Here is a 22,088-nt window from a genome sequence, read left to right as displayed (position 1 = left end):
TCGGCCCCGAGTACGACGCTGTCGTGCTCGCCGGGGGTGCCGCCCGGCGGCTCGGGGGCGCCGACAAGCCCGGCGTGCGCGTCGGTGGACGGGCGCTGCTCGACCGGGTGCTCGCGTCCTGCGCCGACGCCCGCACCACGGTGGTCGTCGCCGTCCCCCGGCCTACCGTCCGGCCCGTGCTCTGGGCCCGCGAGGAGCCCCCGGGCGGCGGGCCCCTGGCCGCGCTCGACGCCGGGCTCCGCCACGCCACGGCCGCACGGGTCGTCCTGCTCTCCGCCGATCTGCCGTTCCTCGGCCGCGACACCGTCGAGGCGCTGCTGGCCTCCCTCGGCCGTTCCTCGGCCGACGGCGTGGTGCTGACCGACTCCGACGGCCGGGACCAGCCGCTCGTCGCCGTGTACCGGACCGCCTCCCTCCGTCGCGAACTGGCCACACTCACCGGCCGGCACGGCGCTCTGACCGGGCTTCCGCTGCGCCGGCTGACCGGCGCTCTCGACCTCACCCGTATCCCCGGCCCGGTGGCGTCCTTCGACTGCGACACCTGGGACGACATCGCCACCGCCCGGGCACGCATCAGGGAGCATGGACACGTGTTGGAAGAATGGATCTCCGCAGTCAAGGACGAGCTGGGCATCGACCTGGACGTCGACACCGGCATGCTGCTCGACCTGGCCCGCGACGCCGCCCACGGCGTGGCACGGCCGGCCGCGCCGCTGACCACCTTTCTCGTCGGCTATGCCGCCGCGCGGGCGGGCGGCGACCGAGAGGCCGTCGCCGAGGCGGCCCGCAAGGCCGCGGAGCTCGCGCGGCGCTGGGCGGACGAGGACGCGCAGAACGCCCCGGGCACCCGACCGGACGCCGGATGACCGCGCAGGGTACCCGGGCCGGCGAGGATGCCGACGATCTCGACGTCGAGGAGGCGCTCGCCCTGGTGAACGAACGTCCCGACCGCCCCGCCGGCGGCCGCACCCCCGCCGGCGGCCCGCACTCCGGCGCCCCGCACCAGCCGCCCCACGCACACCACCGCGCACACCACCGCGCCGTCACCTGGGCCGAAGCCCGTACCGTCGCCGAGCGCGCTCCGCGCCACGGTGCCGGCAGCCGTACCGGCCATCTGCCCCCGGTGGCCGTCCCCCTCGCCTCCGCCCTGGGCCTCACCCTGGCCGCCCCCCTCGACGCCCTCATCGACCTCCCCTCCTTCGACACCTCCGCGATGGACGGCTGGGCGGTCTCCGGCCCCGGCCCCTGGGAGATCCGGGAGGAGGGCGTCCTCGCCGGGCACGCCGGGCACGCCCCGCTCACCGACGGCGAGGCCGTCCGTATCGCCACCGGCGCCCGTGTCCCCCCGGACACCACGGCCGTGCTCCGCAGCGAGCACGGCCGTCCCGACGAGCAGGGCCGGCTGCACATCACCGCCGTCGACCGGGCACCGCACACCGTCACCCCCGGCCAGGACATCCGCCCCCGGGGACAGGAGTGCCGCAGCGGCGACCATCTGCTGCCGGTGGGCACCCTGGTCACCCCGCCCGTCCTGGGCATGGCGGCCGCCGCCGGGTACGACACGCTCACGGCCGTCCCCCGTCCCCGCGCCGCCGTGTTCGTCCTCGGCGACGAGCTGCTCGGTGAGGGGCTGCCGCACGACGGTCTGATCCGGGACGCGCTCGGCCCGCTGCTCCCGCCCTGGCTCCGCGCCCTGGGCGCCGAGGTCGTCGACGTACGCCGGGTGGGCGACGACGAACAGGCGCTGTACAAGGCGATCACGGCCTGCGACGCGGAGGTGATCGTCACCACCGGCGGGACCGCCGCCGGTCCGGTGGACCATGTGCACCCCACGCTGCGCCGTATCGGCGCCGGCCTTCTCGTGGACGGCGTCGCGGTGCGTCCCGGTCACCCCATGCTGCTGGCCCGCACCAAGGACGACCAGTACCTCGTGGGCCTGCCCGGCAATCCCCTGGCCGCCGTCTCCGGTCTGCTCACCCTCGCCGAGCCGTTGCTGCGGATCCTCGCGGCCCGGCCCGCTCCGGAGCCGTACACGCTGCCGCTGCGGGACGCGGTGCAGGGGCATCCGTACGACACCCGGCTGATTCCCGTGGTGCTGCGTGGCGACCGCGCGCTGCCGCTGCTCTACAACGGCCCGGCCATGCTGCGCGGTGTCGCGGCGGCGGACGCGCTCGCCGTCGTTCCCCCCGGAGGTGCGAGGCCGGGCGAAGAGACGGAACTGCTGGACCTGCCCTGGGCGTCCGGGGGAATCGGGGTGTGTTTCACGTGAAACTTCCGGGCCAGGACGTCATCGCTCGCCAGGCGGACGAACATCTGGTGACGTATCGGGTGAAACTTCCCAGGAAGCTGGTGGAGCACCCGATCCGCCAGGTCGCCAAGCGGCTGTCGATGGCTCTGGTGGTGCTCGTGGTGACGGCGTTCGTCGTCTACGCCGACCGTGCGGGCTACCACGACAACTCCGACGGCCCCGTCGACTTCCTCGACGCGTTCTACTACGCGACCGTCACCCTCTCCACCACCGGGTACGGGGACATCACACCGGTGAGTGACAGCGCCCGGCTCGTCAATATCCTCGTCATCACACCGTTGCGTGTGCTCTTCCTGATCATCCTGGTCGGCACCACCCTCGAGGCCCTCACCGAACGCACCCGGGAGGAGTGGCGACTGAACCGCTGGAGGTCCACCTTGCGCGATCACACCGTTGTCATCGGGTTCGGGACCAAGGGACGGTCCGCGATCCGGACGGTCTGTGCGACCGGGCTCCGCAAGGAGCAGGTCGTGGTGGTCGATCCCAGTGCGAAGGCGATCGAAGCGGCCACCGCGGACGGCTACGCGGGCGTCATAGGGGACGCCACCCGCAGTGAGGTGCTGAAGCGGGCCGAGGTCTACCGGGCGCGGCAGATCATCATCGCGACACAGCGCGACGACACGGCGGTCCTGGTGGCGCTGACGGCGCGGCAGCTCAACCGGGGCGCGAAGATCGTGGCCGCGGTCCGCGAGGAGGAGAACGCCCCGCTGCTCAAGCAGTCGGGCGCCGACGCCGTCATCACCAGCGCCAGCGCGGCCGGGCGGCTGCTCGGGCTCTCGGTGCTCAGTCCCTCGGCCGGCATGGTCATGGAGGACCTCATCCAGCAGGGGACCGGGCTCGACATGGTCGAGCGGCCGGTCATAAAGGCGGAGGTGGGCAAGACCCCGCGGGAGACGAACGACCTGGTGGTGAGCGTCGTACGCGGACACCGGGTGCTGGGCTACGACGATCCGGCCGTCGGGACGCTGGAGCTGACCGACCGGCTGATCACGATCGTGCGGGCGACACCCGGCACCCAGGTCGCCCCCGACATCCGCCCGCTCCCCCGCGGCTGAACCCCTCCGGGGCCCGGACCGCGCCCGCGGCCCGCCCCTGGAAGGGTTTTCCCCGCTCGCCTACTTGCGGTTGTAGAGCCGCATCGTGACCGGCCCGAAGACCGCCACGAACAGCGCGGCCCAGCCCAGCGTCCAGGCGATCTCGTCGCCCGGCCAGTCGCCCGCCATCAGTCCCCGCACCGCGGAGGCGAGGTGGGTGACGGGGCTGTTGTTGACGAACGCCTGGAGCCAGCCCGGCATGGTGCGCGGGTCGACGAAGACGTTGGACAGGAAGGTGAGCGGGAAGATCACCATCATGCTGACGCTCATCACCGACTTCTCGGTGCGCAGCATCAGCCCGAACATCGTCCAGATCCACGAGAAGGCGAACGAGAACACCAGCAGCAGCGCGATCCCGGCGACCACGCCGGGGAACCCGCCGTCCGCCCGGTAGCCGAGCAGCAGCCCCATGACGAGCATGACGACGGACGCGATGGTGTAGCGCAGCGCGTCGCCGAGCAGGTAGCCGACCATGGCCGACGGCCGCCAGATCGGCAAGGTGCGGAAGCGGTCGAAGACGCCCTTCTCGATGTCCACGTTCACCGAGATGCCGGTGTACATCGTGATCATCACCACCGACATCACGAGGATGCCGGGCAGCACGAACTGGATGTAGTCCTGGGGAGAACCCGCCAGCGCACCACCGAAGAGGTACGTGAACATCAACAGGTTCATGATCGGGAAGGCGGTGACGTCGAAGAGCTGCTCCGGTACGTGCTTGATCTTCAGGATCGCGCGCCAGCCGAAGGTCAGGGACGTGGACAGGGAGCTGGGCCTCGCCGGCCGCTCCTTGGCGACCAGCAGGGCCGCGAGCGACTCGGCCCTGACGGGCGCGAGTTCCTGGCTCTCGGTGCTTGTGGCCGTGCTCATGCCGCCACCTCGTCCTTCTTGGCGGGGCCGGTGCCCTGTGTGGCGCTCCCGCCGGTCTCGCGTCCGGTCAGAGCCAGGAAGACCTCGTCGAGGCTGGGCTGCCCCAGGGAGAAGTTGTCCACGGTGATCCCGTCCCGGGCCAGCTCACCGAGCGCCCGTGCCGCCTGCTCGGCGGCGGAATCGCTCGTCGTCGCGCCCAGGCGCGCGGTGAGGGCCACCGGGTCGGGTTCCAGCTGCACCTCCGCGTGGAGCAGGTCCCGCAGCAGCCGCTCCGCCTCCGGCCGCCGGTCGGCGTCACGCAGCCGCACATGGACCGAGCCGGCGCCGACGGACGCCTTCAGCTCGCCCTTGGTGCCCTCGGCGATCACCTTGCCGTGATCGATGACGGCGATCCGGGAGGCCAGCTGGTCGGCCTCGTCCAGATACTGCGTGGTCAGCAGCACGGTCGTGCCCTGGGCGACGACCGCGCGGACGATGTCCCACACCTGGTTGCGGCTGCGCGGGTCGAGGCCGGTGGTCGGCTCGTCGAGGAAGAGCAGTTCGGGAGTGTTCAGGATGGACGCGGCGATGTCGATACGGCGCCGCATGCCGCCCGAGTAGTGCTTGACCTGCTTTCCCGCCGCCTCCGTGAGGCCGAAGGCCTCCAGGAGCTGGGCCGCACGGGTGCGGGCGGTGGTCTTGTGGTGGCCGAGGAGCCGGGCCAGCAGGACCAGGTTCTCGGTGCCGGTCAGGTCTTCGTCCACGGACGCGTACTGGCCGGTGAGACTCACCAGTCCGCGTACCGCGTCGGCGTCGCGCACGACGTCGTGACCGAAGACGCGGGCCTCACCGCCGTCGGGGCGCAGGAGGGTGGCGAGCACCTTCACGGCGGTGGTCTTGCCCGCGCCGTTCGGTCCGAGGACGCCGTACACCGTGCCGGCCGGCACGGTCAGATCGACTCCGTCGACGGCCCGTGTCTCACCGAAGGTTTTGACCAGGCCCACGGTCTCGATCGCCGGGCCGGACGATTGCGTGCTCATGCTTCGGGTCCTTCCGCGTGCTTGGGCTACGCATGGACAGACCTTCACCGTCGCGCAAACTCATCGGTCCCGCACATGCATTTCCGCCCGCCGCACCCGCGGCCCCGCGTTCCCGCAGGTACCGTCCCTTCCATGCATGCGATCACGATTCCCGAACCCGGTGGGCCCGAGGCGCTGGTGTGGGACGAGGTCCCCGATCCGGTGGCCGGCGAGGGCGAGGTCCTGATCGAGGTGGTGGCCGGGGCGGTCAACCGGGCCGACATCCTCCAGCGGCAGGGCTTCTACAACCCGCCGCCGGGCGCGTCCCCCTACCCCGGTCTCGAATGCTCCGGACGGATCATCGCGCTCGGTGACGGGGTCGGCGGCTGGTCGGTGGGCGACGAGGTCTGCGCGCTTCTCTCGGGCGGTGGCTACGCCGAGAAGGTCGCTGTCCCAGCCGGACAACTGCTGCCCGTCCCCGAGGGGATCACCGTCGACCGGGCGGCGGCGCTCCCCGAGGTCGTCTGCACGGTCTGGTCGAACGTCTTCATGGTCGCCCACCTCCGCCCCGGTGAGACCCTGCTCGTCCACGGCGGCTCCAGCGGCATCGGCACCATGGCGATCCAGCTGGCCAAGGCCGTCGGCGCGAGGGTCGCGGTCACGGCGGGCACCGGGGAGAAGCTGGAGCGCTGCGCGGAACTCGGCGCCGACATCCTGATCAACTACCGGGAGCAGGACTTCGTCGCGGAGCTGAAGCGTGCCACCGACGGGAGAGGCGCGGACGTCATCCTCGACAACATGGGCGCCAAGTACCTGGACCGCAATGTCCAGACCCTGGCCGTCAACGGCCGTCTCGCGATCATCGGAATGCAGGGCGGCGTCAAGGGCGAGCTGAACATCGGCGCCCTCCTCGCGAAGCGCGCCGCCATCAGCGCGACCTCGCTGCGGGCCCGGCCGGCCGTGGAGAAGGCGGCGATCGTGGCGGCCGTACGGGAACACGTCTGGCCGCTGGTCGCCGGCGGTCATGTCCGCCCCGTCGTCGACCGTGAGATCCCGATGCCGGACGCGGCCACCGCCCACCGGGTCGTGGAGGACAGCGGCCACATCGGCAAGGTCCTGCTGATCACGCCGGCCTGATCCCGGGCCTCCTGCTCCGGCGGCCGAATCACCGGACCGCGCCGTGCGCGAGGGGCCGGCCCGGGGCGCCGGGCGGGTACTCGGGCTGCCGCCCGGGCCCGGGGGCCCGCGTCCGGGCTGCCGGGCGGCCCTGGATCGCAGGACCGGGCCGCGGCGTCGGATCGCACCAGGGTCACTGAGTGGGTCCTCGGGCTGCCGCCCGGCCCCGGGGCGGGCTGTTCACCGACCTGGCTTGTCGGGCGCCTCCAGCCGCGAAGTTGTGGGGCAGCCGGGGCCGGGCTGCGCGGGACGGCGGTGTCGGCCTCCGGGCTGCCAGGGCGGGATCCGGCCCCATGTCCGGACCGGGCCGACCGGGCCGACCGGGCCGACCGGGCCGACCGGGCCGACCGGGCCGACCGGGCCGACCGGGCCGACCGGGACGTCGGCCGCGTCCACCGGAGGCGGGTTCTCGCCCGAGTACAGGACGGCCGTCCGGGTGCCCCACCCGATGGAGCAGAGGCGTCGTGCCCGGATGGTTCAGCCCGGGGCCTGGCGCATGCGCAGGGCGACGAAGGCGAGGCCGAAGCCCAGGCCGATGAGGACCAGGCCGCTGCCGAGCGGCAGGATGCGCAGTACGGGCCCGGTGCTCGCGACCGCGCCGGGTGCCGCCGCCTGTGACGACGTGGAGGGCACCGGTACCGCCGCCGGGGACGCCGGTGCCTTCGGAGTGGTGTCCCCGGCGCCGGGTGCCCGGGACACGGTCTTCTCGATCTCACGCCGCGGTACGTCCGGCAGCCGCCCGGTCCCGGTGCCGTCACCGTCGCCCGGCTCGTCCCGCTGTCCGTGCTCGCGCGGCTCCCCGGCGGGCTCGTGCCGTCCGGGCCGTTCCCGCTCCTCGCCCGGCCGGCTCCCGGCCCGTGACGGCCGCTCGGAGGGGGGCACCGGCGTCGGTGACGACGAGGCGGTGGACGGGAGCGTCGGCGTCGGCTTGGACGTGGACGTGGACGTGGACGTGGACGAAGGGAACACCGGGCCGGCGTCGACCCCCGAAGCCCCGTAGGCCTCGGCGGCCCGCGCCGTCACCGCCGAAGCCGTACCGGCGGGCCCGGTGGCGGCGACGTACGGCATCACCGCCGCCCCCGCCCCCAGGACGAGCGTCGTCCCCACTGCACGCAGCCATGGAGTCACGAGCGTGACCTCCCGCGCCGTCCGGTGCTCGGTCACACCGTCGGCAAGATGGGCCGGATGGACGCCAAACAGCCTCGCATTCCGTCAGGGGGCGGGCATTTCGGATACGGCCGTCGGAGCGAACCGCCCGCCTCGCCGCGACTTCCGGGGGCGCCCCCGCAGGCGACCACCGGCGTGCGCGACAATGGCGGTATGGAGATGCCGAGGAACGAACGGTCGCCGGAGAATCCGCAGATCCTGGTCGTCGGCCAGGACGGCATGGCGCTCGGCGGCGGCGGTGGAGACGACGACTCCCGCGAGACCCCGGTGACGGAGCAGGTGGAGCAGCCGGCGAAGGTCATGCGGATCGGCAGCATGATCAAGCAGCTGCTGGAGGAGGTGCGGGCGGCTCCTCTGGACGAGGCCAGCCGGGCCAGGCTCAAGGAGATCCACTCCAGCTCGGTGAAGGAGCTGGAGGACGGTCTGGCCCCGGAGCTGGTCGAGGAGCTGGAGCGGCTCTCCCTGCCCTTCACGGAAGAAGCCACACCGAGCGACGCCGAACTGCGGATCGCGCAGGCCCAGCTGGTGGGCTGGCTGGAGGGCCTCTTCCACGGCATCCAGACCACGCTCTTCGCCCAGCAGATGGCGGCCCGCGCCCAGCTGGAGCAGATGCGGCGCGCTCTCCCGCCCGGCGTCGGCGACGGCCACGAGGAGCCGCCGATGGGCGGCCGCTCGGGCGGCCCGTACCTCTGACCGCCCCGCCGTCCCACGCCCCGCCGTCCCACTGCCCCGCCCGAACAGCCCGAAGGGGCCCGGCATCCGATGCCGGGCCCCTTCGCCGTGCGCTGTACGGCGGCCGCCTGATCAGGACGACGGCGGGTTGCCCGTCGAGACCTTGAGGGTGATCTGCGGTATGTCCTCGGGGTCGACATCCGTGCCCGCGGGCGGGAACTGCTCCCGGACGGAACCCTCGCCGTAGGTGTTCTCGTCCACATGGACGACCTTGAGGCCGCCCCAGCCGGCGGCCTGGAAGCACTCCTTCACCGAGCCGATGTACTTGAACTTGAAGTTGGGGAGCTGGACCTTGTCGGGGTCGTTGTACGACTCCTTGGGCTCCTCGCAGTCCTCCGGGTCGATCGTCTTCCTGGTGTCCGGCCCGCGGTAGCCCTCCGCCTTCGCCGGCGCCGAGGGGCTGTGGCCACCGCCGCCCTGCGGGTCCTCCTCCTCACCGCCGCCGTTCATCAGCAGGGCCCCGATCAGGCCGCCGACGGCCAGCACGGACACCGCGATCGAACCGATGATCACCGGCCTGTTCCGGCCCCCGCCCCCCGAGCCGGTGCCGGACGGCTGCGGCGTCAGGTTGTACGGCGGCGGGGTCGCGGCACCCTGCTGCGGTGAGTACCCCGCCGGGGCGGGCGTCTGGTAGCCGCCGTGCTGCGGATAGCCGTACGCCGGTGACGGGCCGGACGGGGCGGGAGTGCTGTACGGGTTCGGCGGCGGGGCCGGCTGGTACGGCATCTGTACGTTGCCGGAGGGCGGCGGGGTCGCCTGGTCCACCGGCGGGAACACCGCCGAGCCGACCCCGGCGCCGCTCTGCGACTGCGAGCCCGGCACGATGCTCGGCGGGGCCGGCCGGAAGGACTGGGCCACCCGCAGGCACTCCCCGCGCATCGCCTCCGCGCTGGGGAAACGCTCGTTCGGGTTCTTCTTCAGCGCGCGGGCGATCAGCGCGTCCACGGCCGGCGGCAGCGAGCGGTTGACCGACGAGGCGATCGGCGGCTCCTCCTGCACATGCGCGTACGCGATGGCCAGCGGCGAGTCCGCCTCGAACGGCAGCCGCCCGGTGACCAGATGGAACAGCATGATGCCGACCGAGTACAGGTCGGAGCGCGCGTCGACGCCCCGGCCGAGCGCCTGCTCCGGCGAGAGGTACTGCGGGGTGCCGACAACCATGCCGGTCTGCGTCATCGACGTCACCCCGGACTGCATGGCGCGGGCGATGCCGAAGTCCATCACCTTGACCACGCCGCGCTTGGTCATCATCACGTTGCCCGGCTTGATGTCGCGGTGGACCAGCCCCATCTCGTGGCTGATCTCCAGCGCCGCCAGCACGTCCGCGGTGATCCGCAGCGCCTTGTCGGCGGGCATCGCGCCCTGCTGCCGGGTGTCCTCGTCGAGCACGGACCCCAGCGGGCGGCCCTCGACGTACTCCATGACGATGTACGGCGTCGTCATGCCGTCCACGTCGTCCTCGCCGGTGTCGAAGACCGACACGATGTTGGTGTGCGTGAGCTTCGCCACGGACTGGGCCTCGCGGCGGAAGCGCTCACGGAACGCCTGCTCCCGGCCGAGTTCCGTATGCAACGTCTTGATCGCGACCTGACGGTCGAGCACGCTGTCGTAGGCGAGGTGCACCGACGCCATGCCGCCCTGGCCGAGCAGGTCCCGCAGTTGGTAGCGTCCGCCGGCGAGCGCCCGCCCCGCGTACTGGCCCTGTGCGCCGTCCTGGCTCATGTTCCGCTTCCCCCGTAGCCTCTCCGGCTCCGCCGTCGGTGCTGTCTTGTCGTAGATCGTGAGTGTGATTCCCGGCCAGTCTGCCCCAGGCCACTGACACGTCAAGCGTGGTGCCCGATCCGTGACCGTACGCGAAAGAAGCGTCGCGGAAGCGTTACAGCGGTCGTGCTACCGGTACACGGAATTTGCACGACAGTACGGAGTGCGGGTTTCATGACCGGTCCGTCCGGTGCCGGTCGCGGCTGCCGGTCTCGGACCGGAGCCTCACGCGGAGGCTGTAGCGTGGGCCGACGGAGACCGTGACAACACCGCGCGCACCGCGGGCAGAAACGACGGCGAGGACTGATGGCACAGCAGCAGCGCGCTCAGGGCCCGTCCGACCCCGAGGCGACTGGCGGCGGCAGTTCGGACGCGCCGGACAACTTCGGCAACGGCGGGCTCGTCGGCGACGGCCGGTACCGGCTCACCCACCGGCTCGGCCGGGGTGGCATGGCCGAGGTCTTCGCGGCCGAGGACGTACGTCTCGGCCGCACGGTCGCCGTCAAGCTGCTGCGCGCCGATCTCGCCGAGGACCCCGTCTCCAAGGCGCGTTTCACGCGCGAGGCGCAGTCGGTGGCCGGCCTCAACCACCACGCGATCGTGGCGGTGTACGACTCCGGCGAGGACGTCGTCGGCGGCCAGTCGGTCCCCTACATCGTGATGGAGATCGTCGAGGGCCGCACCATCCGCGACCTTCTGCTGAACGCCGAGGCCCCCGGACCCGAGCAGGCACTGATCATCGTCTCCGGTGTCCTGGAGGCCCTCGCCTACTCGCACCAGCACGGCATCGTGCACCGCGACATCAAGCCGGCGAACGTCATCATCACCCACAACGGCGCCGTCAAGGTGATGGACTTCGGCATCGCCCGTGCGCTGCACGGCGCGTCCACGACGATGACGCAGACCGGCATGGTCATGGGCACCCCGCAGTACCTCTCCCCGGAGCAGGCGCTCGGCAAGGCCGTCGACCACCGCTCCGACCTGTACGCCACCGGCTGCCTGATGTACGAGCTGCTGGCGCTGCGTCCCCCGTTCACCGGTGAGACGCCGCTGTCGGTGGTCTACCAGCACGTCCAGGACATCCCCACGCCCCCGTCGGAGGCCTCGGACGCCTGCCCGCCGGAGCTGGACGGCATGGTCATGCGCTCCCTCGCCAAGGAGCCCGACGACCGTTTCCAGACGGCCGAGGAGATGCGCGGGCTGGTCCAGTACGCGCTGCAGATGCTCTACGAACAGGGCGGCCACACCGGAACCTGGAACACCGGCCCGGTCCACCTGCACGAGGGCCCGGCCACCCCGGCGGCCGGTTACGCGGGCGCGGCCGCGCTGCCGCACCCGGATGTCGCCGGCACGGCGGCGATCCCGCAGCCGATCCTGCCCGGCGGATACGGCAGCGGGGACGACGGCGGGTTCGAGGGCAACGGCAACAGGGGCGGCGGACGCGGCAAGCTGTGGATCCTGGCGGTCCTCGCCGTGATCGCCGTCGCGGCGGGTGTCGCGCTGGCGGTCAACAACGGCGCCGAGCAGGGAGGCGGCGGCAAGACCGACACGTCGCCGTCCGTCTCGCAGACCACCGAGGAGAAGACGGCCAGCGAGTCTCCGAGCGACGAGGAGACCGAGGAGACGACCGACCCCGGCACCGACCCGGGCCCGGGCTCCGGCGGCAACGGCGACTGGACGCCGTCCTACGAGCCGTCCTGGACGCCGTCCCAGCCGGAGACGGAGACGCCGACCAGTCCGCCGCCGGCCACCCAGCCGACCCAGTCGGGCGGTACCGAGGACGGTGGCACGGAAGACGGCGGTACCGAGGACGGTGGCACCGAGGACGGCGGTACCGAGGACGGCGGTGGCACCGAGGGTGGTGGCACCGAGGGCGGCGGCACGGGACCCGGTGGTGCCGACGGGGGCGGCGGAGTGCCCGGCGGAGTGCCCGGCGGAGCGGGCTGACCCGCCCGCCCGTTCCGGCGGTACGTCCCTCGCCGGCGAACGCCCTGCTCCGGGCACCCCGTGACACACCGCGCGGCACGCCGTGCCGTCACAGAAGTCGGCTCTTCCCGTCGCCGGGGTGGCCGGGATAACGTGCCGTTGCTCCGGCCTCCTGCAAGGCTGTGACCAGCGCGCCTTCAGGCCTTTCCGGATTTACTTGGAGATCCAAGCAAAATCGCAGGTCAGGTGAGGTTTCACAGAAATGTGCAGCACTGGGTAACGTGCCTGTTGCAGGGCGCTCGCCGGGGCACCTGTCACGCCTGTTCCCGGCCGAGTGGCACCCACCCCGTGCCCGGTGGTCGAGAAGCAGGTGAGCCGCACTGGCCTACCGGCAACCCCGGGGGCCGGACCGACGGAGGAGCACACGTGACCGTGGAGAGCACTGCCGCGCGCACACCGCGACGCAGCGCCGGAAGCAAGGCCGGCACCGCCACCGGCACCGGTACCAAGCGCACCACCACCAGCACCACCAGCACCACCAAGAAAGCCGCCCCCGCCAAGAAGGCCGCCGGTGGGAAGAAGGCCGCAGGTGCCCAGAAGAGCGCCGAGCCCGCCCTCGTCCAGCTGCTGACGCCCGAGGGCAAGCGGGTCAAGAACGCCGAGTTCGACCGGTACGTCGCCGACATCACCGCCGACGACCTGCGCGCTCTGTACCGCGACATGGTGCTCACCCGCCGCTTCGACGCCGAGGCCACCTCCCTGCAGCGCCAGGGCGAACTGGGCCTGTGGGCGTCCCTGCTCGGGCAGGAGGCGGCGCAGATCGGTTCCGGCCGGGCCCTGCGCGACGACGACTACGTCTTCCCCACCTACCGTGAGCACGGCGTCGCATGGTGCCGCGGGGTGGACCCGACCAACCTGCTCGGCATGTTCCGCGGGGTGAACAACGGCGGCTGGGACCCGAACGGCAACAACTTCCACCTGTACACGATCGTCATCGGCAGCCAGACCCTGCACGCCACGGGGTACGCGATGGGCATCACCAAGGACGGCGCGGACAGCGCCGTCATCGCCTACTTCGGCGACGGTGCCTCCAGCCAGGGCGACGTGGCCGAGGCCTTCACCTTCTCCGCGGTCTACAACGCCCCGGTGGTGTTCTTCTGCCAGAACAACCAGTGGGCGATCTCCGAGCCGACCGAGAGGCAGTCCCGGGTGCCGCTGTACCAGCGCGCGCAGGGCTTCGGCTTCCCGGGCGTGCGTGTGGACGGCAACGACGTGCTGGCGAACCTGGCCGTCACCAAGTGGGCCCTGGAGCGGGCCCGCGCGGGTGAGGGCCCGACGCTGGTCGAGGCGTTCACGTACCGTATGGGCGCGCACACCACCTCCGACGACCCCACCCGCTACCGGCACGACGACGAGCGGGCCGCCTGGGAGGCCAAGGACCCGATCCTGCGCCTGCGCCGCCACCTGGAGTCCGCGCGCCACGCGGACGAGGGATTCTTCGCGGAACTGGAGAGCGAGAGCGAGACGTTGGGCAGGCGGGTGCGCGAAGCGGTCCGTGCCATGCCGGACCCGGACCACTTCGCCATCTTCGAGAACGTGTACGCGGACGGGCACGCGCTGGTGGACGAGGAGCGGGCGCAGTTCGCCGCCTACCAGGCGTCGTTCGCGGACGAGGACGGGGGTAAGTGACATGGCGCAGACCGTGACGGGCAAGAACATGGCCCTGGCCAAGGCGATCACCGAATCGCTGCGGCGTGCGCTCGAGGACGACCCGAAGGTCCTCGTCATGGGTGAGGACGTCGGCAAACTCGGCGGTGTGTTCCGGGTGACGGACGGACTGCAGAAGGACTTCGGCGAGAGCCGCGTCATCGACACTCCGCTCGCCGAGTCGGGCATCGTGGGGACGGCGATCGGCCTGGCCCTGCGCGGCTACCGCCCGGTGGTGGAGATCCAGTTCGACGGCTTCGTCTTCCCGGCGTACGACCAGATCGTCACGCAGCTCGCGAAGATGCACGCCCGCGCGCTGGGCAAGGTCAAGATGCCGGTCGTCGTGCGCATCCCCTACGGCGGCGGCATCGGCGCGGTGGAACACCACTCCGAGTCCCCGGAGGCGCTGTTCGCGCACGTGGCGGGCCTGAAGGTGGTCTCTCCTTCGAACGCGTCGGACGCGTACTGGATGATGCAGCAGGCCATCCAGAGCGACGACCCGGTGATCTTCTTCGAGCCCAAGCGGCGCTACTGGGACAAGGGCGAGGTCGACACGGAGGCCATCCCGGGACCGCTGCACACCGCGCGCGTGGTGCGCGAGGGCACGGACCTGACCCTGGCCGCCTACGGCCCGATGGTGAAGCTCTGCCGGGAGGCCGCCGACGCGGCGGCCGAGGAGGGACGCTCCCTGGAGGTGCTGGACCTGCGCTCGGTCTCCCCGCTCGACTTCGACTCCGTCCAGGCGTCCGTCGAGAAGACCCGCCGGCTGGTCGTGGTCCACGAGGCGCCGGTGTTCTTCGGCTCCGGCGCGGAGATCGCCGCCCGGATCACGGAGCGCTGTTTCTACCACCTGGAAGCCCCGGTACTGCGGGTGGGCGGCTACCACGCCCCGTACCCGCCGGCCCGTCTGGAGGAGTCCTACCTTCCGGACCTGGACCGGGTGCTCGACGCCGTCGACCGCTCGCTGGCGTACTGAGGAGAGGGCCGTGACGACGATGACGAACGCGTCCGTACGCGAGTTCAAGATGCCGGACGTGGGCGAGGGCCTCACCGAGGCCGAGATCCTCAAGTGGTACGTCCAGCCCGGTGACACGGTCACCGACGGCCAGGTGGTCTGCGAGGTCGAGACGGCGAAGGCGGCCGTCGAACTGCCCATCCCCTACGACGGTGTGGTCCGCGAGCTGCACTTCCCGGAGGGCACCACGGTGGACGTGGGCACGTCCATCATCGCGGTGGAGGTCGCGGGCGGCGCGGCTCCGCCGACGGAGGCTCCCGCGGCCCCCGCCCCCGAACCCGCCCCCGAAGAGGAGCCGGCGGAACCCCAGGAGAAGCCGGCGGCCCGCCAGCCCGTCCTGGTCGGCTACGGCGTGTCGACGTCCGCGACCCGCCGGCGTCCCCGCAGGACTCAGGCCCCGGACAGCACCGCCGGACAGGCGGCGTCGGCCGTCCAGGCGGAACTGAACGGCCACGGCGCGCCCGCCGTCGGCCGGGACCGCCCCCTGGCGAAGCCGCCGGTGCGCAAGCTGGCGAAGGATCTGGGCGTCGACCTGACGACGGTCACCCCGACCGGCCCGGACGGCATCATCACCCGCGAGGACGTCCACGCGGCGGCGGCTCCTCCGGCTCCCCAGGAGGCCGCCCCGGCCGCCGTACCGGCCGCCGCTCCCGCCGCCCCGGTGTCGTACGACACCGCCCGCGAGACCCGTGTCCCCGTCAAGGGGGTCCGCAAGGCGACGGCGGCGGCGATGGTCGGCTCGGCGTTCACCGCGCCGCACGTCACGGAGTTCGTGACGGTGGACGTGACGCGCACGATGAAGCTGGTCGAGGAGCTCAAGCAGGACAAGGAGTTCACGGGCCTGCGCGTGAACCCCCTGCTGCTGATCGCCAAGGCCCTGCTGGTCGCGATCAGGCGCAACCCCGACGTCAATGCCTCCTGGGACGAGGCGGCCCAGGAGATCGTGGTCAAGCACTACGTCAACCTGGGCATCGCGGCGGCCACCCCGCGCGGTCTGATCGTCCCGAACATCAAGGACGCCCACGCCAAGACGCTGCCGCAACTGGCCGCGTCCCTGGGTGAACTGGTGTCCACGGCCCGGGAGGGGAAGACGTCCCCCGCCGCGATGCAGGCCGGCACGGTCACGATCACCAACGTCGGCGTCTTCGGCGTCGACACGGGCACGCCGATCCTCAACCCCGGCGAGTCCGCGATCCTCGCGGTCGGTGCGATCAAGCCCCAGCCGTGGGTCCACAAGGGCAAGGTCAAGCCCCGTCAGGTCACCACCCTGGCCCTCTCCTTCGACCACCGCCTGGTCGACGGTGAACTGGGTTCCAAGGTGCTGGCCGACGTGGCGGCGGTCCTGGAGCAGCCGAAACGGTTGATCAGCTGGGCGTGAGGCCCGCGAACCGGCTAGGTTCATGAGACAGGAGGGGCGCCGCAAGCTCGGATTGCGGCGCCCCTCCTGCTGTTCCGGTGCGCTCAGACCTGATGGAGCACGTACACCGGGGCCCCGCCGCCCTCGTCCCCGCCCCGCGAGCGGATGCAGGCGTGCTTGCGCAACAGCCGGAGGCAGTCGTTGACCCGCCGCACGGACAGCCCCGTACGGGCGGCGATCGACTCCAGCGGCTCGCGCAGCTCACCGTTCTCGACGAGCACCGGGGCGATGACCACGGCCACCGTCCACACGTCCTCCGTCACCGACAACCGCTCCCGCCAGTCGGCCAGTACCGACTCGGTGGTGGGCAGGGTGGTGAGGCGTCCCCGGGCCGGACGGCGTTCGAGGACGAGGGTGTCGAACCGGTCGGCGATCCGCTCCATCGCCCGCACCATGGCCTGCTGGACGGCGAGGGTGGCCTGCTGGGTGACCAGCAGCTCCCTCTGCATGCTCACCATCTCCTTCTGCAAAGCGATCGACTCGCGCTGCCCGTCGGCCAGCCTCTCGTCCAGCTCGAGGTTGTGGGCCTCCAGCCGGACGATGGCCTCGGCAACCTGCTCCGGCATGGCGTAGGCGACGGGGGCACCGGGTTCGGACGGCTGCACCTCGGCCTCGTCGAGAGAGTAGGAGCCCTCGCGCTGGACGGTCTCGATGACTTCGGCGACCCACTGTTTGAAGGGGGCGCAGGCAGCTTTGGTGCAGGCGTTGACGAGGAGGATGAGACCTTGCAGGGAGATGACGTGCAAGTCTCGACGCCACCCCCTGCCTGCGGGAATGTCGAGACCGTAACCTCCAGTTACGGTCTCGAGCATTTCTCGGTGCTCGTCGGGGACGTGATCCGCGAGAGCCTTCCGGGAATTGGTGTGGCCGAGTTCCTTGCAGACGTCCACCGCCGGGAACCAGTGCGTCCCGTCCGGCATGGTCAGCCGCCGGACCCGTTCTCCGGTCGCTGCGTAGACGAAGTCGCTGACGTCGATGGCCCCGGTGCGTTCGGCGGAGCTGGGCTGCTTGCTGGGCTCGTTCATGTTTCTTACCTCCGCTGGGGAACGTAGAGCGGGGCGGAACGCATATGCCAGCCGATTCGATGATGTTCACGATTGCGAGCGAACGTGATCGATACCGCTGTACCGGCGGGACCGGAGTGTGCAGAGGGCTACGTCACGGCCGGGTCGCCGGCAGTGCGCGGGTCAGGAAGTCGCGGATCCGGCCGGCCGTGCTCTCCAGGTGGCTTTCGAGCAGGAAGTGGCCGCCCCCGGGGACCAGGTGGATCTCGGCGTCCGGCAGGTCCCGGGCGAAGGCGCGGGCGCCGTCGGGGCCGAAGATGAGGTCCCCGGCCCCCCATACGGCCAGCAGCGGAACGCGGCTCTCCCGGAAGTACGTGTGCACCTGCGGGTAGAGGGGCCGGTTGGTGGCGTAGTCGCGGAAGAGGGCGAGCTGCACGAGGTCGTTGCCGGGGCGGCTGATGTCGCGGTGGTCGGCCGTCCAGGTGTCGGGGTCGACCAGTTCGGGGCGGTCCACCCCGTGCAGGTACTGCCAGCGGACGGCGTCCAGGCCGAGGGCGGTGCGGACGCCCGGCTCCGTCGCGGGGCCCGGGTCGTTCGCGTAGGCCCACACCGGGGCCCAGAAGTCGGGGACGAAGCCGTCCTCGTAGGCGTTGCCGTTCTGGGTGATCACCGCGGTGACCGCCTCCGGGTGGCGCAGTGCGAGCCGCCAGCCGATGGGGGCGCCGTAGTCCTGTACGTACATGGCGTAGCGGGTGACGCCGAGCCCGGCCAGGAGTTTCTCCGTGATGTCGGTGAGCGCGTCGAACGTGTACGGGAACGTGTCGGCGGACGGGGCGTCGGAGTGGCCGAAGCCGAGGTGGTCGGGGGCGATGACGCGGAACCGGTCGGCGAGCCGCGGGATCAGCCGGCGGAACATGCGAGAACTGGTGGGGAACCCGTGCAGGAGCACCAGGACCGGAGCGTCGGCGGGGCCGGCCTCCCGGTAGAACACGCGGTGCCCGCGCACGGTGGCGTACTGATGACGGACCTCGATCATGACTAACCCTTCAGTGGGTCTATGGCGGTTACCCGAGCTTCTCCAGTGGACCCGATGCGCGGTAACCTGTCAAACGAGGGAATGTGGTTAGGTGAGGAGGTGGGAGCGGGCGTGATCGACGAACGAGCGCTGCTCGAGGTGCTGAACAGCACCCCGGTGGTGGACGGCCGGCCGCGGGACGAGTGGGCCGACGACGCCGTACTGCGGCGGTGGGCCGAGGAGCACGGTGGCTCCGGTGACGCGGCGGCGGTCGACTGGCTGCGAGCGGCGCGGGACGTGCTCCAGGCCGCGACCTACGGCCCCGTGCCCGAAGCCGGGCTGCGGCGGATACTCGCCGGCGTCCGCCGGACTCCCGAGGTCGGCGCGTCGGGCCTGCGGTGGCGCCTCGACGCGCCGCCCGAGCGGATGCTCGCGGTGGAACTGGTGCTCGCCTGGTTCGACGTCCGGGAACACCGGCCGGGCCGGCTGCGCCCCTGCGGCAACGAGGAGTGCCGTCTCTTCCTTCTCGACCGCAGCCGCGCCAACACCGCGCGCTGGTGCTCGATGAAGACCTGTGGCAACCGCCTGAAGGCCCGCCGCCACCAGGAGCGCGCCCGGCAGGCCCCGGCCCCCTGACCCGCTGCGCCGCACCACTCCGGCCGTCCCGCGGTGCCGGCCGCGCGGGAAGGGGGCCCGCCGGTGTCGGCGGGCCCCCGTGTGCGTGCGTCGGTGCGGGTCAGATCCTGCCGAAGCCGTAGCCCAGGAGCTTCTTCGCGTCCTTTTCGCGCTGGGCTGCGGAGGAGGAGGCGAGGACCGTGCCGATGACCGTCTTGCCGTTGCGGGTCGCGGCGAAGACCAGGCAGTACTTGGACGTCGAGCCGGAGCCGGTCTTCACGCCGATCGTGCCGCTGTAACTGCCGAGCAGCGTGTTGGTGTTGGTCCACGGCGCCATCGTGCGGGTGCCGCCCGTCTTCGTCTTGGTCTTCGCCGTGTACTTCTTCGTCTTGACGATGCCGCGGAACGTCGCGTTCTTCATCGCGCTGCTCGCCATCTTCGTCAGATCGCGGGGCGTGGAGTAGTTCTTGCCGTTCCCGATGCCGTCGAACGAGTCGAAGTGGGTGTTCTTCAGGCCCAGTTTCTTCGCGTCCGCGTTCATCTTGCCGATGAACGACTTCACCCGCGCCGAACGGGTCTTGCCCGTACCGAACTTGTCGGCGAGCGCGTACGCCGCGTCGCAGCCGGACGGCAGCATCAGCCCGTACAGCAGCTGGCGCACGGTGACCTTGTCCCCGACGATCAGCCGCGCCGAGGAGGCGTTCCTCGACACGATGTAGTCGCTGTACGCCTTCTGGATGGTGACGGTGGAGTTGAGGTTCAGGTTCTTCTGCGCGAGCACCACCTTCGCGGTCATGATCTTCGTCGTCGAACCGGTCGAGCGGCGCGTGTCACCCCCCTTCGTGTACAGCGTCCTGCCGTTCGCGTTGTTCATCACGAAGCCGCCCTTGGCGACGATCGAGGGCGCGGCGGCGGCCTGGACGGGTGCGGCCTGCGCGGGCGCCGCGTAGAGGGCTCCGGTCGAGAGCATCGCGCCGGTGGTCACGGCGACGCCCACGGCTCTGCGGATGCGGATCCCCTGAATGCCGATTTTCACGTCAGATACCCCGAATGTCATGAATGGCCTTGTGGTGCGGCCGAGTTGAAGTGCGGCCACACGTCAGGCGCCGCACATATCTGACTCGTGCGCGGAACAGATGGTTGTGCGGGAGATGAGGGGACTTTTCGGGGAGCCCGGTCCGATTCTGGTCCGAGTCCGGTCCGAGCCCGGTCCGCATCGTGGACGTATGCTTCCACGCGTACCTGTTGTATCTATCCTGTCGCCATGACCAGCCCGACCCCCGTGAAGCAACCGCCCGCCGCCGAACGCGTCTACGGCCATGTCAAACAGGGCGTGCTGGAGCGCCGCTACGAGGGGGGCACACTGCTCACCGAAGGCGAGCTGGCCGAGGCCGTAGGGGTCTCACGGACCCCCGTGCGCGAGGCGCTGCTGCGGCTGGAGGCCGAGGGGCTGATCAAGCTCTACCCCAAGAAGGGCGCCCTCGTCCTGCCCGTCTCCGCGCAGGAGATCGCCGACGTCGTGGAGACCAGGCTGCTCGTCGAGGAGCACGCCGCCAGGAAGGCCGTACCCGCGTCGCCCGGCCTCATCGAGCGGCTGGAGCAACTGCTCGCCCGGCAGCGGGAGCAGGCCGTGGCCGGTGACTACGCCGCCGCCGCCGTCACCGACCGCTGCTTCCACGCCGAGATCGTCCGCAGCGGCGGCAACGAGATCCTCTCCCGTCTCTACGATCAGCTCCGCGACCGTCAGCTGCGGATGGGGGTCGCCGTGATGCACTCCCACCCCGACCGCATCGCCAAGACGCTCGCCGAGCACGAGGAGCTCCTCGGGGCGCTGCGCTCGGGTGACGCGGAGGCGGCCGTCGCGGTGGTCGGCCGGCATGTCGGCTGGTTCTCCCACCTGGCCAGGGGTGAGGTGCGATGAGCGGCACACGGCCCGGGGACCCTCCCGGCGGGCGGCGCGCCCTCGCCGTGTGGGGGATCGGCGTCTCCGTCTACTTCGTCGCCGTCATCTTCCGCACGTCCCTGGGGGTGGCCGGGCTCGACGCCGCCGACCGCTTCGACGTGGGCGCCTCCGCGCTCTCCACCTTCTCCATCCTCCAACTGCTCGTCTACGCGGGCATGCAGATACCCGTCGGGCTGCTGGTCGACCGGCTCGGTACCAAGAAGGTGCTGGGCATCGGCGTGGTGCTGTTCACGGCCGGGCAGCTCGGCTTCGCGCTCTCCCCCTCGTACGGCATGGCGCTCGCCTCGCGGGCGCTGCTCGGCTGCGGTGACGCGATGACGTTCATCAGCGTGCTGCGGCTGGGCACCCGGTGGTTCCCGGCTCGGCGCGGACCGCTGGTCGCGCAGATGGCCGGGCTGGTCGGCATGGCGGGCAACCTCGTCTCCACGCTGGTGCTCTCCCGGCTGCTGCACGGCATCGGCTGGACGGCGGCCTTCGCGGGCAGCGCGCTCGCGGGCGTGGTGGTGTTCGGGCTGCTGGTGCTGTTCCTCAAGGACCACCCCGAGGGGCAGGAGCCGGAGCCCGTCGCGCACCGGGGCGCCGCCTATGTACGGCGTCAGATCTCCTTGTCGTGGCGGGAGCCGGGGACCCGGCTCGGGCTGTGGGTGCACTTCACCACCCAGTTCCCCGCCATGGTGTTCCTGCTGCTGTGGGGCATGCCCTTCCTGGTCGAGGCACAGGGGCTGTCGCGGGCGGCCGCCGGTGAACTGCTGACCCTGGTGGTGCTGTCCAACATGGCCGTCGGGCTGGTCTACGGCCAGGTCGTCGCCCGGCAGCACCGGGCGCGGCTGCCGCTGGCGCTCGGGACGGTCGCTGCCACGGCACTGCTGTGGGCCGCGACGCTGGCCTATCCGGCGGACACCGCGCCGATGTGGCTGCTGGTGGTGCTGTGCGTGGTGCTGGGGGCCTGCGGTCCGGCGTCGATGCTGGGGTTCGACTTCGCCCGGCCGGCGAATCCGCCCGAGCGGCAGGGCACGGCGTCCGGGATCACGAACATGGGCGGCTTCGTCGCCTCCATGACGACGCTGTTCGCGATCGGGGTCCTGCTGGACGCGACCGGTGACGACTACGCCGTCGCCTTCTCGTCCGTGTTCGTGCTCCAGGCGCTGGGGGTCTCGCAGATTCTGCGGCTGCGCGGGCGGGCGGTGCGCAGGGAGCGGGAGCGGCTGGTCGCGAGCCGGGTCTCCTCCGTGCACGTACCGGTGTAGGGGCCGCCGTGGGCGCCGGGCGGGGGCGGGCCGCGAGGCCGGCGCCCACCGGGTGCCGTCGCTCCCGGCCTCC

At 71.7% G+C, this 22,088-nt stretch carries 19 protein-coding genes; 12 read left to right on the top strand and 7 right to left on the bottom strand.

The window, feature by feature from the left end; all coding sequences use genetic code 11:
- The first annotated feature begins 23 nt into the window (after positions 1 to 23).
- Genes HTV45_RS17855 through HTV45_RS17845 form a run of 3 tightly spaced genes read left to right on the top strand, consistent with a single transcriptional unit; the run spans position 24 to position 3,363 of the window.
- A complete protein-coding gene (locus tag HTV45_RS17855; protein ID WP_215206795.1) occupies positions 24 to 866 on the top strand; it encodes an NTP transferase domain-containing protein in 843 nt (280 codons plus the stop codon).
- The gene (locus tag HTV45_RS17850) at positions 863 to 2,269 is read left to right on the top strand and encodes a molybdopterin molybdotransferase MoeA (protein WP_215206794.1); all 1,407 of its coding nucleotides are present in this window, start codon (positions 863 to 865) and stop codon (positions 2,267 to 2,269) included. Before HTV45_RS17855 ends, HTV45_RS17850 begins: the two co-directional genes overlap by 4 nt.
- A complete protein-coding gene (locus HTV45_RS17845) occupies positions 2,266 to 3,363 on the top strand; it encodes a TrkA family potassium uptake protein (protein WP_215206793.1) in 1,098 nt (365 codons plus the stop codon). The genes HTV45_RS17850 and HTV45_RS17845 overlap by 4 nt, the downstream gene beginning before the upstream one ends.
- 60 nt (positions 3,364 to 3,423) lie before the next feature.
- On the opposite strand, the gene HTV45_RS17840 is transcribed toward HTV45_RS17845, so the two are convergent.
- Positions 3,424 to 4,272 carry an ABC transporter permease gene (locus HTV45_RS17840; RefSeq protein WP_215206792.1) on the bottom strand — a complete coding sequence of 283 codons (849 nt, stop codon included), beginning with the start codon at positions 4,270 to 4,272 and terminating at the stop codon, positions 3,424 to 3,426.
- On the bottom strand, positions 4,269 to 5,291 hold the full coding sequence (locus HTV45_RS17835) for an ATP-binding cassette domain-containing protein (RefSeq protein ID WP_215206791.1): 1,023 nt from the start codon (positions 5,289 to 5,291) through the stop codon (positions 4,269 to 4,271). The genes HTV45_RS17840 and HTV45_RS17835 overlap by 4 nt, the downstream gene beginning before the upstream one ends.
- A gap of 132 nt (positions 5,292 to 5,423) precedes the next feature.
- Here HTV45_RS17835 and HTV45_RS17830 point away from each other — a divergent pair, with 132 nt between their 5' ends.
- Complete coding sequence (locus HTV45_RS17830) at positions 5,424 to 6,407, top strand: NAD(P)H-quinone oxidoreductase (RefSeq protein ID WP_215206790.1); 984 nt, start codon at positions 5,424 to 5,426, stop codon at positions 6,405 to 6,407.
- A 516-nt stretch (positions 6,408 to 6,923) separates the two neighbouring features.
- Here HTV45_RS17830 and HTV45_RS17825 read toward each other — a convergent pair.
- Positions 6,924 to 7,610 (bottom strand): hypothetical protein, encoded by a 687-nt coding sequence (locus tag HTV45_RS17825; protein ID WP_308309696.1) that lies wholly within the window; start codon positions 7,608 to 7,610, stop codon positions 6,924 to 6,926.
- 156 nt (positions 7,611 to 7,766) lie between these two features.
- On the opposite strand from HTV45_RS17825, the gene HTV45_RS17820 reads away from it, so the two are divergent.
- Positions 7,767 to 8,306, top strand: a complete 540-nt coding sequence (locus HTV45_RS17820) for a bacterial proteasome activator family protein (protein WP_215206789.1) — start codon at positions 7,767 to 7,769, stop codon at positions 8,304 to 8,306.
- A 111-nt stretch (positions 8,307 to 8,417) separates the two neighbouring features.
- On the opposite strand, the gene HTV45_RS17815 is transcribed toward HTV45_RS17820, so the two are convergent.
- Positions 8,418 to 10,067, bottom strand: coding sequence for a protein kinase (locus HTV45_RS17815; RefSeq protein ID WP_215206788.1), 1,650 nt, complete (start codon positions 10,065 to 10,067; stop codon positions 8,418 to 8,420).
- A 345-nt stretch (positions 10,068 to 10,412) separates the two neighbouring features.
- Between HTV45_RS17815 and HTV45_RS17810 the strand changes: the two genes are divergently transcribed.
- The 4 genes from HTV45_RS17810 to HTV45_RS17795 all read left to right on the top strand — a co-directional run bounded on the left by HTV45_RS17810 (position 10,413) and on the right by HTV45_RS17795 (position 16,132).
- Positions 10,413 to 12,053 carry a protein kinase gene (locus HTV45_RS17810; RefSeq protein ID WP_215206787.1) on the top strand — a complete coding sequence of 547 codons (1,641 nt, stop codon included), beginning with the start codon at positions 10,413 to 10,415 and terminating at the stop codon, positions 12,051 to 12,053.
- Between the two features lie 405 nt (positions 12,054 to 12,458).
- Positions 12,459 to 13,721 (top strand): pyruvate dehydrogenase (acetyl-transferring) E1 component subunit alpha, encoded by a 1,263-nt coding sequence (pdhA, locus tag HTV45_RS17805; RefSeq protein ID WP_215206786.1) that lies wholly within the window; start codon positions 12,459 to 12,461, stop codon positions 13,719 to 13,721.
- Position 13,722: 1 nt separating this feature from the next.
- Complete coding sequence (locus HTV45_RS17800) at positions 13,723 to 14,715, top strand: alpha-ketoacid dehydrogenase subunit beta (RefSeq protein ID WP_215206785.1); 993 nt, start codon at positions 13,723 to 13,725, stop codon at positions 14,713 to 14,715.
- A 10-nt stretch (positions 14,716 to 14,725) separates the two neighbouring features.
- Complete coding sequence (locus HTV45_RS17795; protein ID WP_215206784.1) at positions 14,726 to 16,132, top strand: dihydrolipoamide acetyltransferase family protein; 1,407 nt, start codon at positions 14,726 to 14,728, stop codon at positions 16,130 to 16,132.
- 83 nt (positions 16,133 to 16,215) lie between these two features.
- On the opposite strand, the gene HTV45_RS17790 is transcribed toward HTV45_RS17795, so the two are convergent.
- Entirely contained in the window at positions 16,216 to 17,196 is a 981-nt protein-coding gene (locus HTV45_RS17790) for a Bro-N domain-containing protein (protein WP_215206783.1), read from the bottom strand.
- Positions 17,197 to 17,329: 133 nt separating this feature from the next.
- Positions 17,330 to 18,211, bottom strand: coding sequence for an alpha/beta fold hydrolase (locus tag HTV45_RS17785; protein WP_215206782.1), 882 nt, complete (start codon positions 18,209 to 18,211; stop codon positions 17,330 to 17,332).
- Positions 18,212 to 18,322: 111 nt separating this feature from the next.
- Between HTV45_RS17785 and HTV45_RS17780 the strand changes: the two genes are divergently transcribed.
- Positions 18,323 to 18,826, top strand: coding sequence for a CGNR zinc finger domain-containing protein (locus tag HTV45_RS17780; protein WP_308309695.1), 504 nt, complete (start codon positions 18,323 to 18,325; stop codon positions 18,824 to 18,826).
- Between the two features lie 100 nt (positions 18,827 to 18,926).
- On the opposite strand, the gene HTV45_RS17775 is transcribed toward HTV45_RS17780, so the two are convergent.
- Complete coding sequence (locus HTV45_RS17775) at positions 18,927 to 19,841, bottom strand: D-alanyl-D-alanine carboxypeptidase family protein (RefSeq protein WP_215206780.1); 915 nt, start codon at positions 19,839 to 19,841, stop codon at positions 18,927 to 18,929.
- A 228-nt stretch (positions 19,842 to 20,069) separates the two neighbouring features.
- Between HTV45_RS17775 and HTV45_RS17770 the strand changes: the two genes are divergently transcribed.
- Together HTV45_RS17770 and HTV45_RS17765 are read left to right on the top strand one after the other, a co-directional pair.
- Complete coding sequence (locus HTV45_RS17770; protein ID WP_215206779.1) at positions 20,070 to 20,726, top strand: GntR family transcriptional regulator; 657 nt, start codon at positions 20,070 to 20,072, stop codon at positions 20,724 to 20,726.
- The gene (locus tag HTV45_RS17765) at positions 20,723 to 22,015 is read left to right on the top strand and encodes a nitrate/nitrite transporter (protein ID WP_215206778.1); all 1,293 of its coding nucleotides are present in this window, start codon (positions 20,723 to 20,725) and stop codon (positions 22,013 to 22,015) included. The genes HTV45_RS17770 and HTV45_RS17765 overlap by 4 nt, the downstream gene beginning before the upstream one ends.
- Positions 22,016 to 22,088 lie beyond the last annotated feature (73 nt).

This window comes from Streptomyces sp. CHD11 (genome assembly GCF_018638295.1).
Lineage (GTDB): Bacteria > Actinomycetota > Actinomycetes > Streptomycetales > Streptomycetaceae > Streptomyces.
Note: the sequence above shows the minus strand (reverse complement) of the source record. Positions and strands in the feature narration are given on the sequence as shown.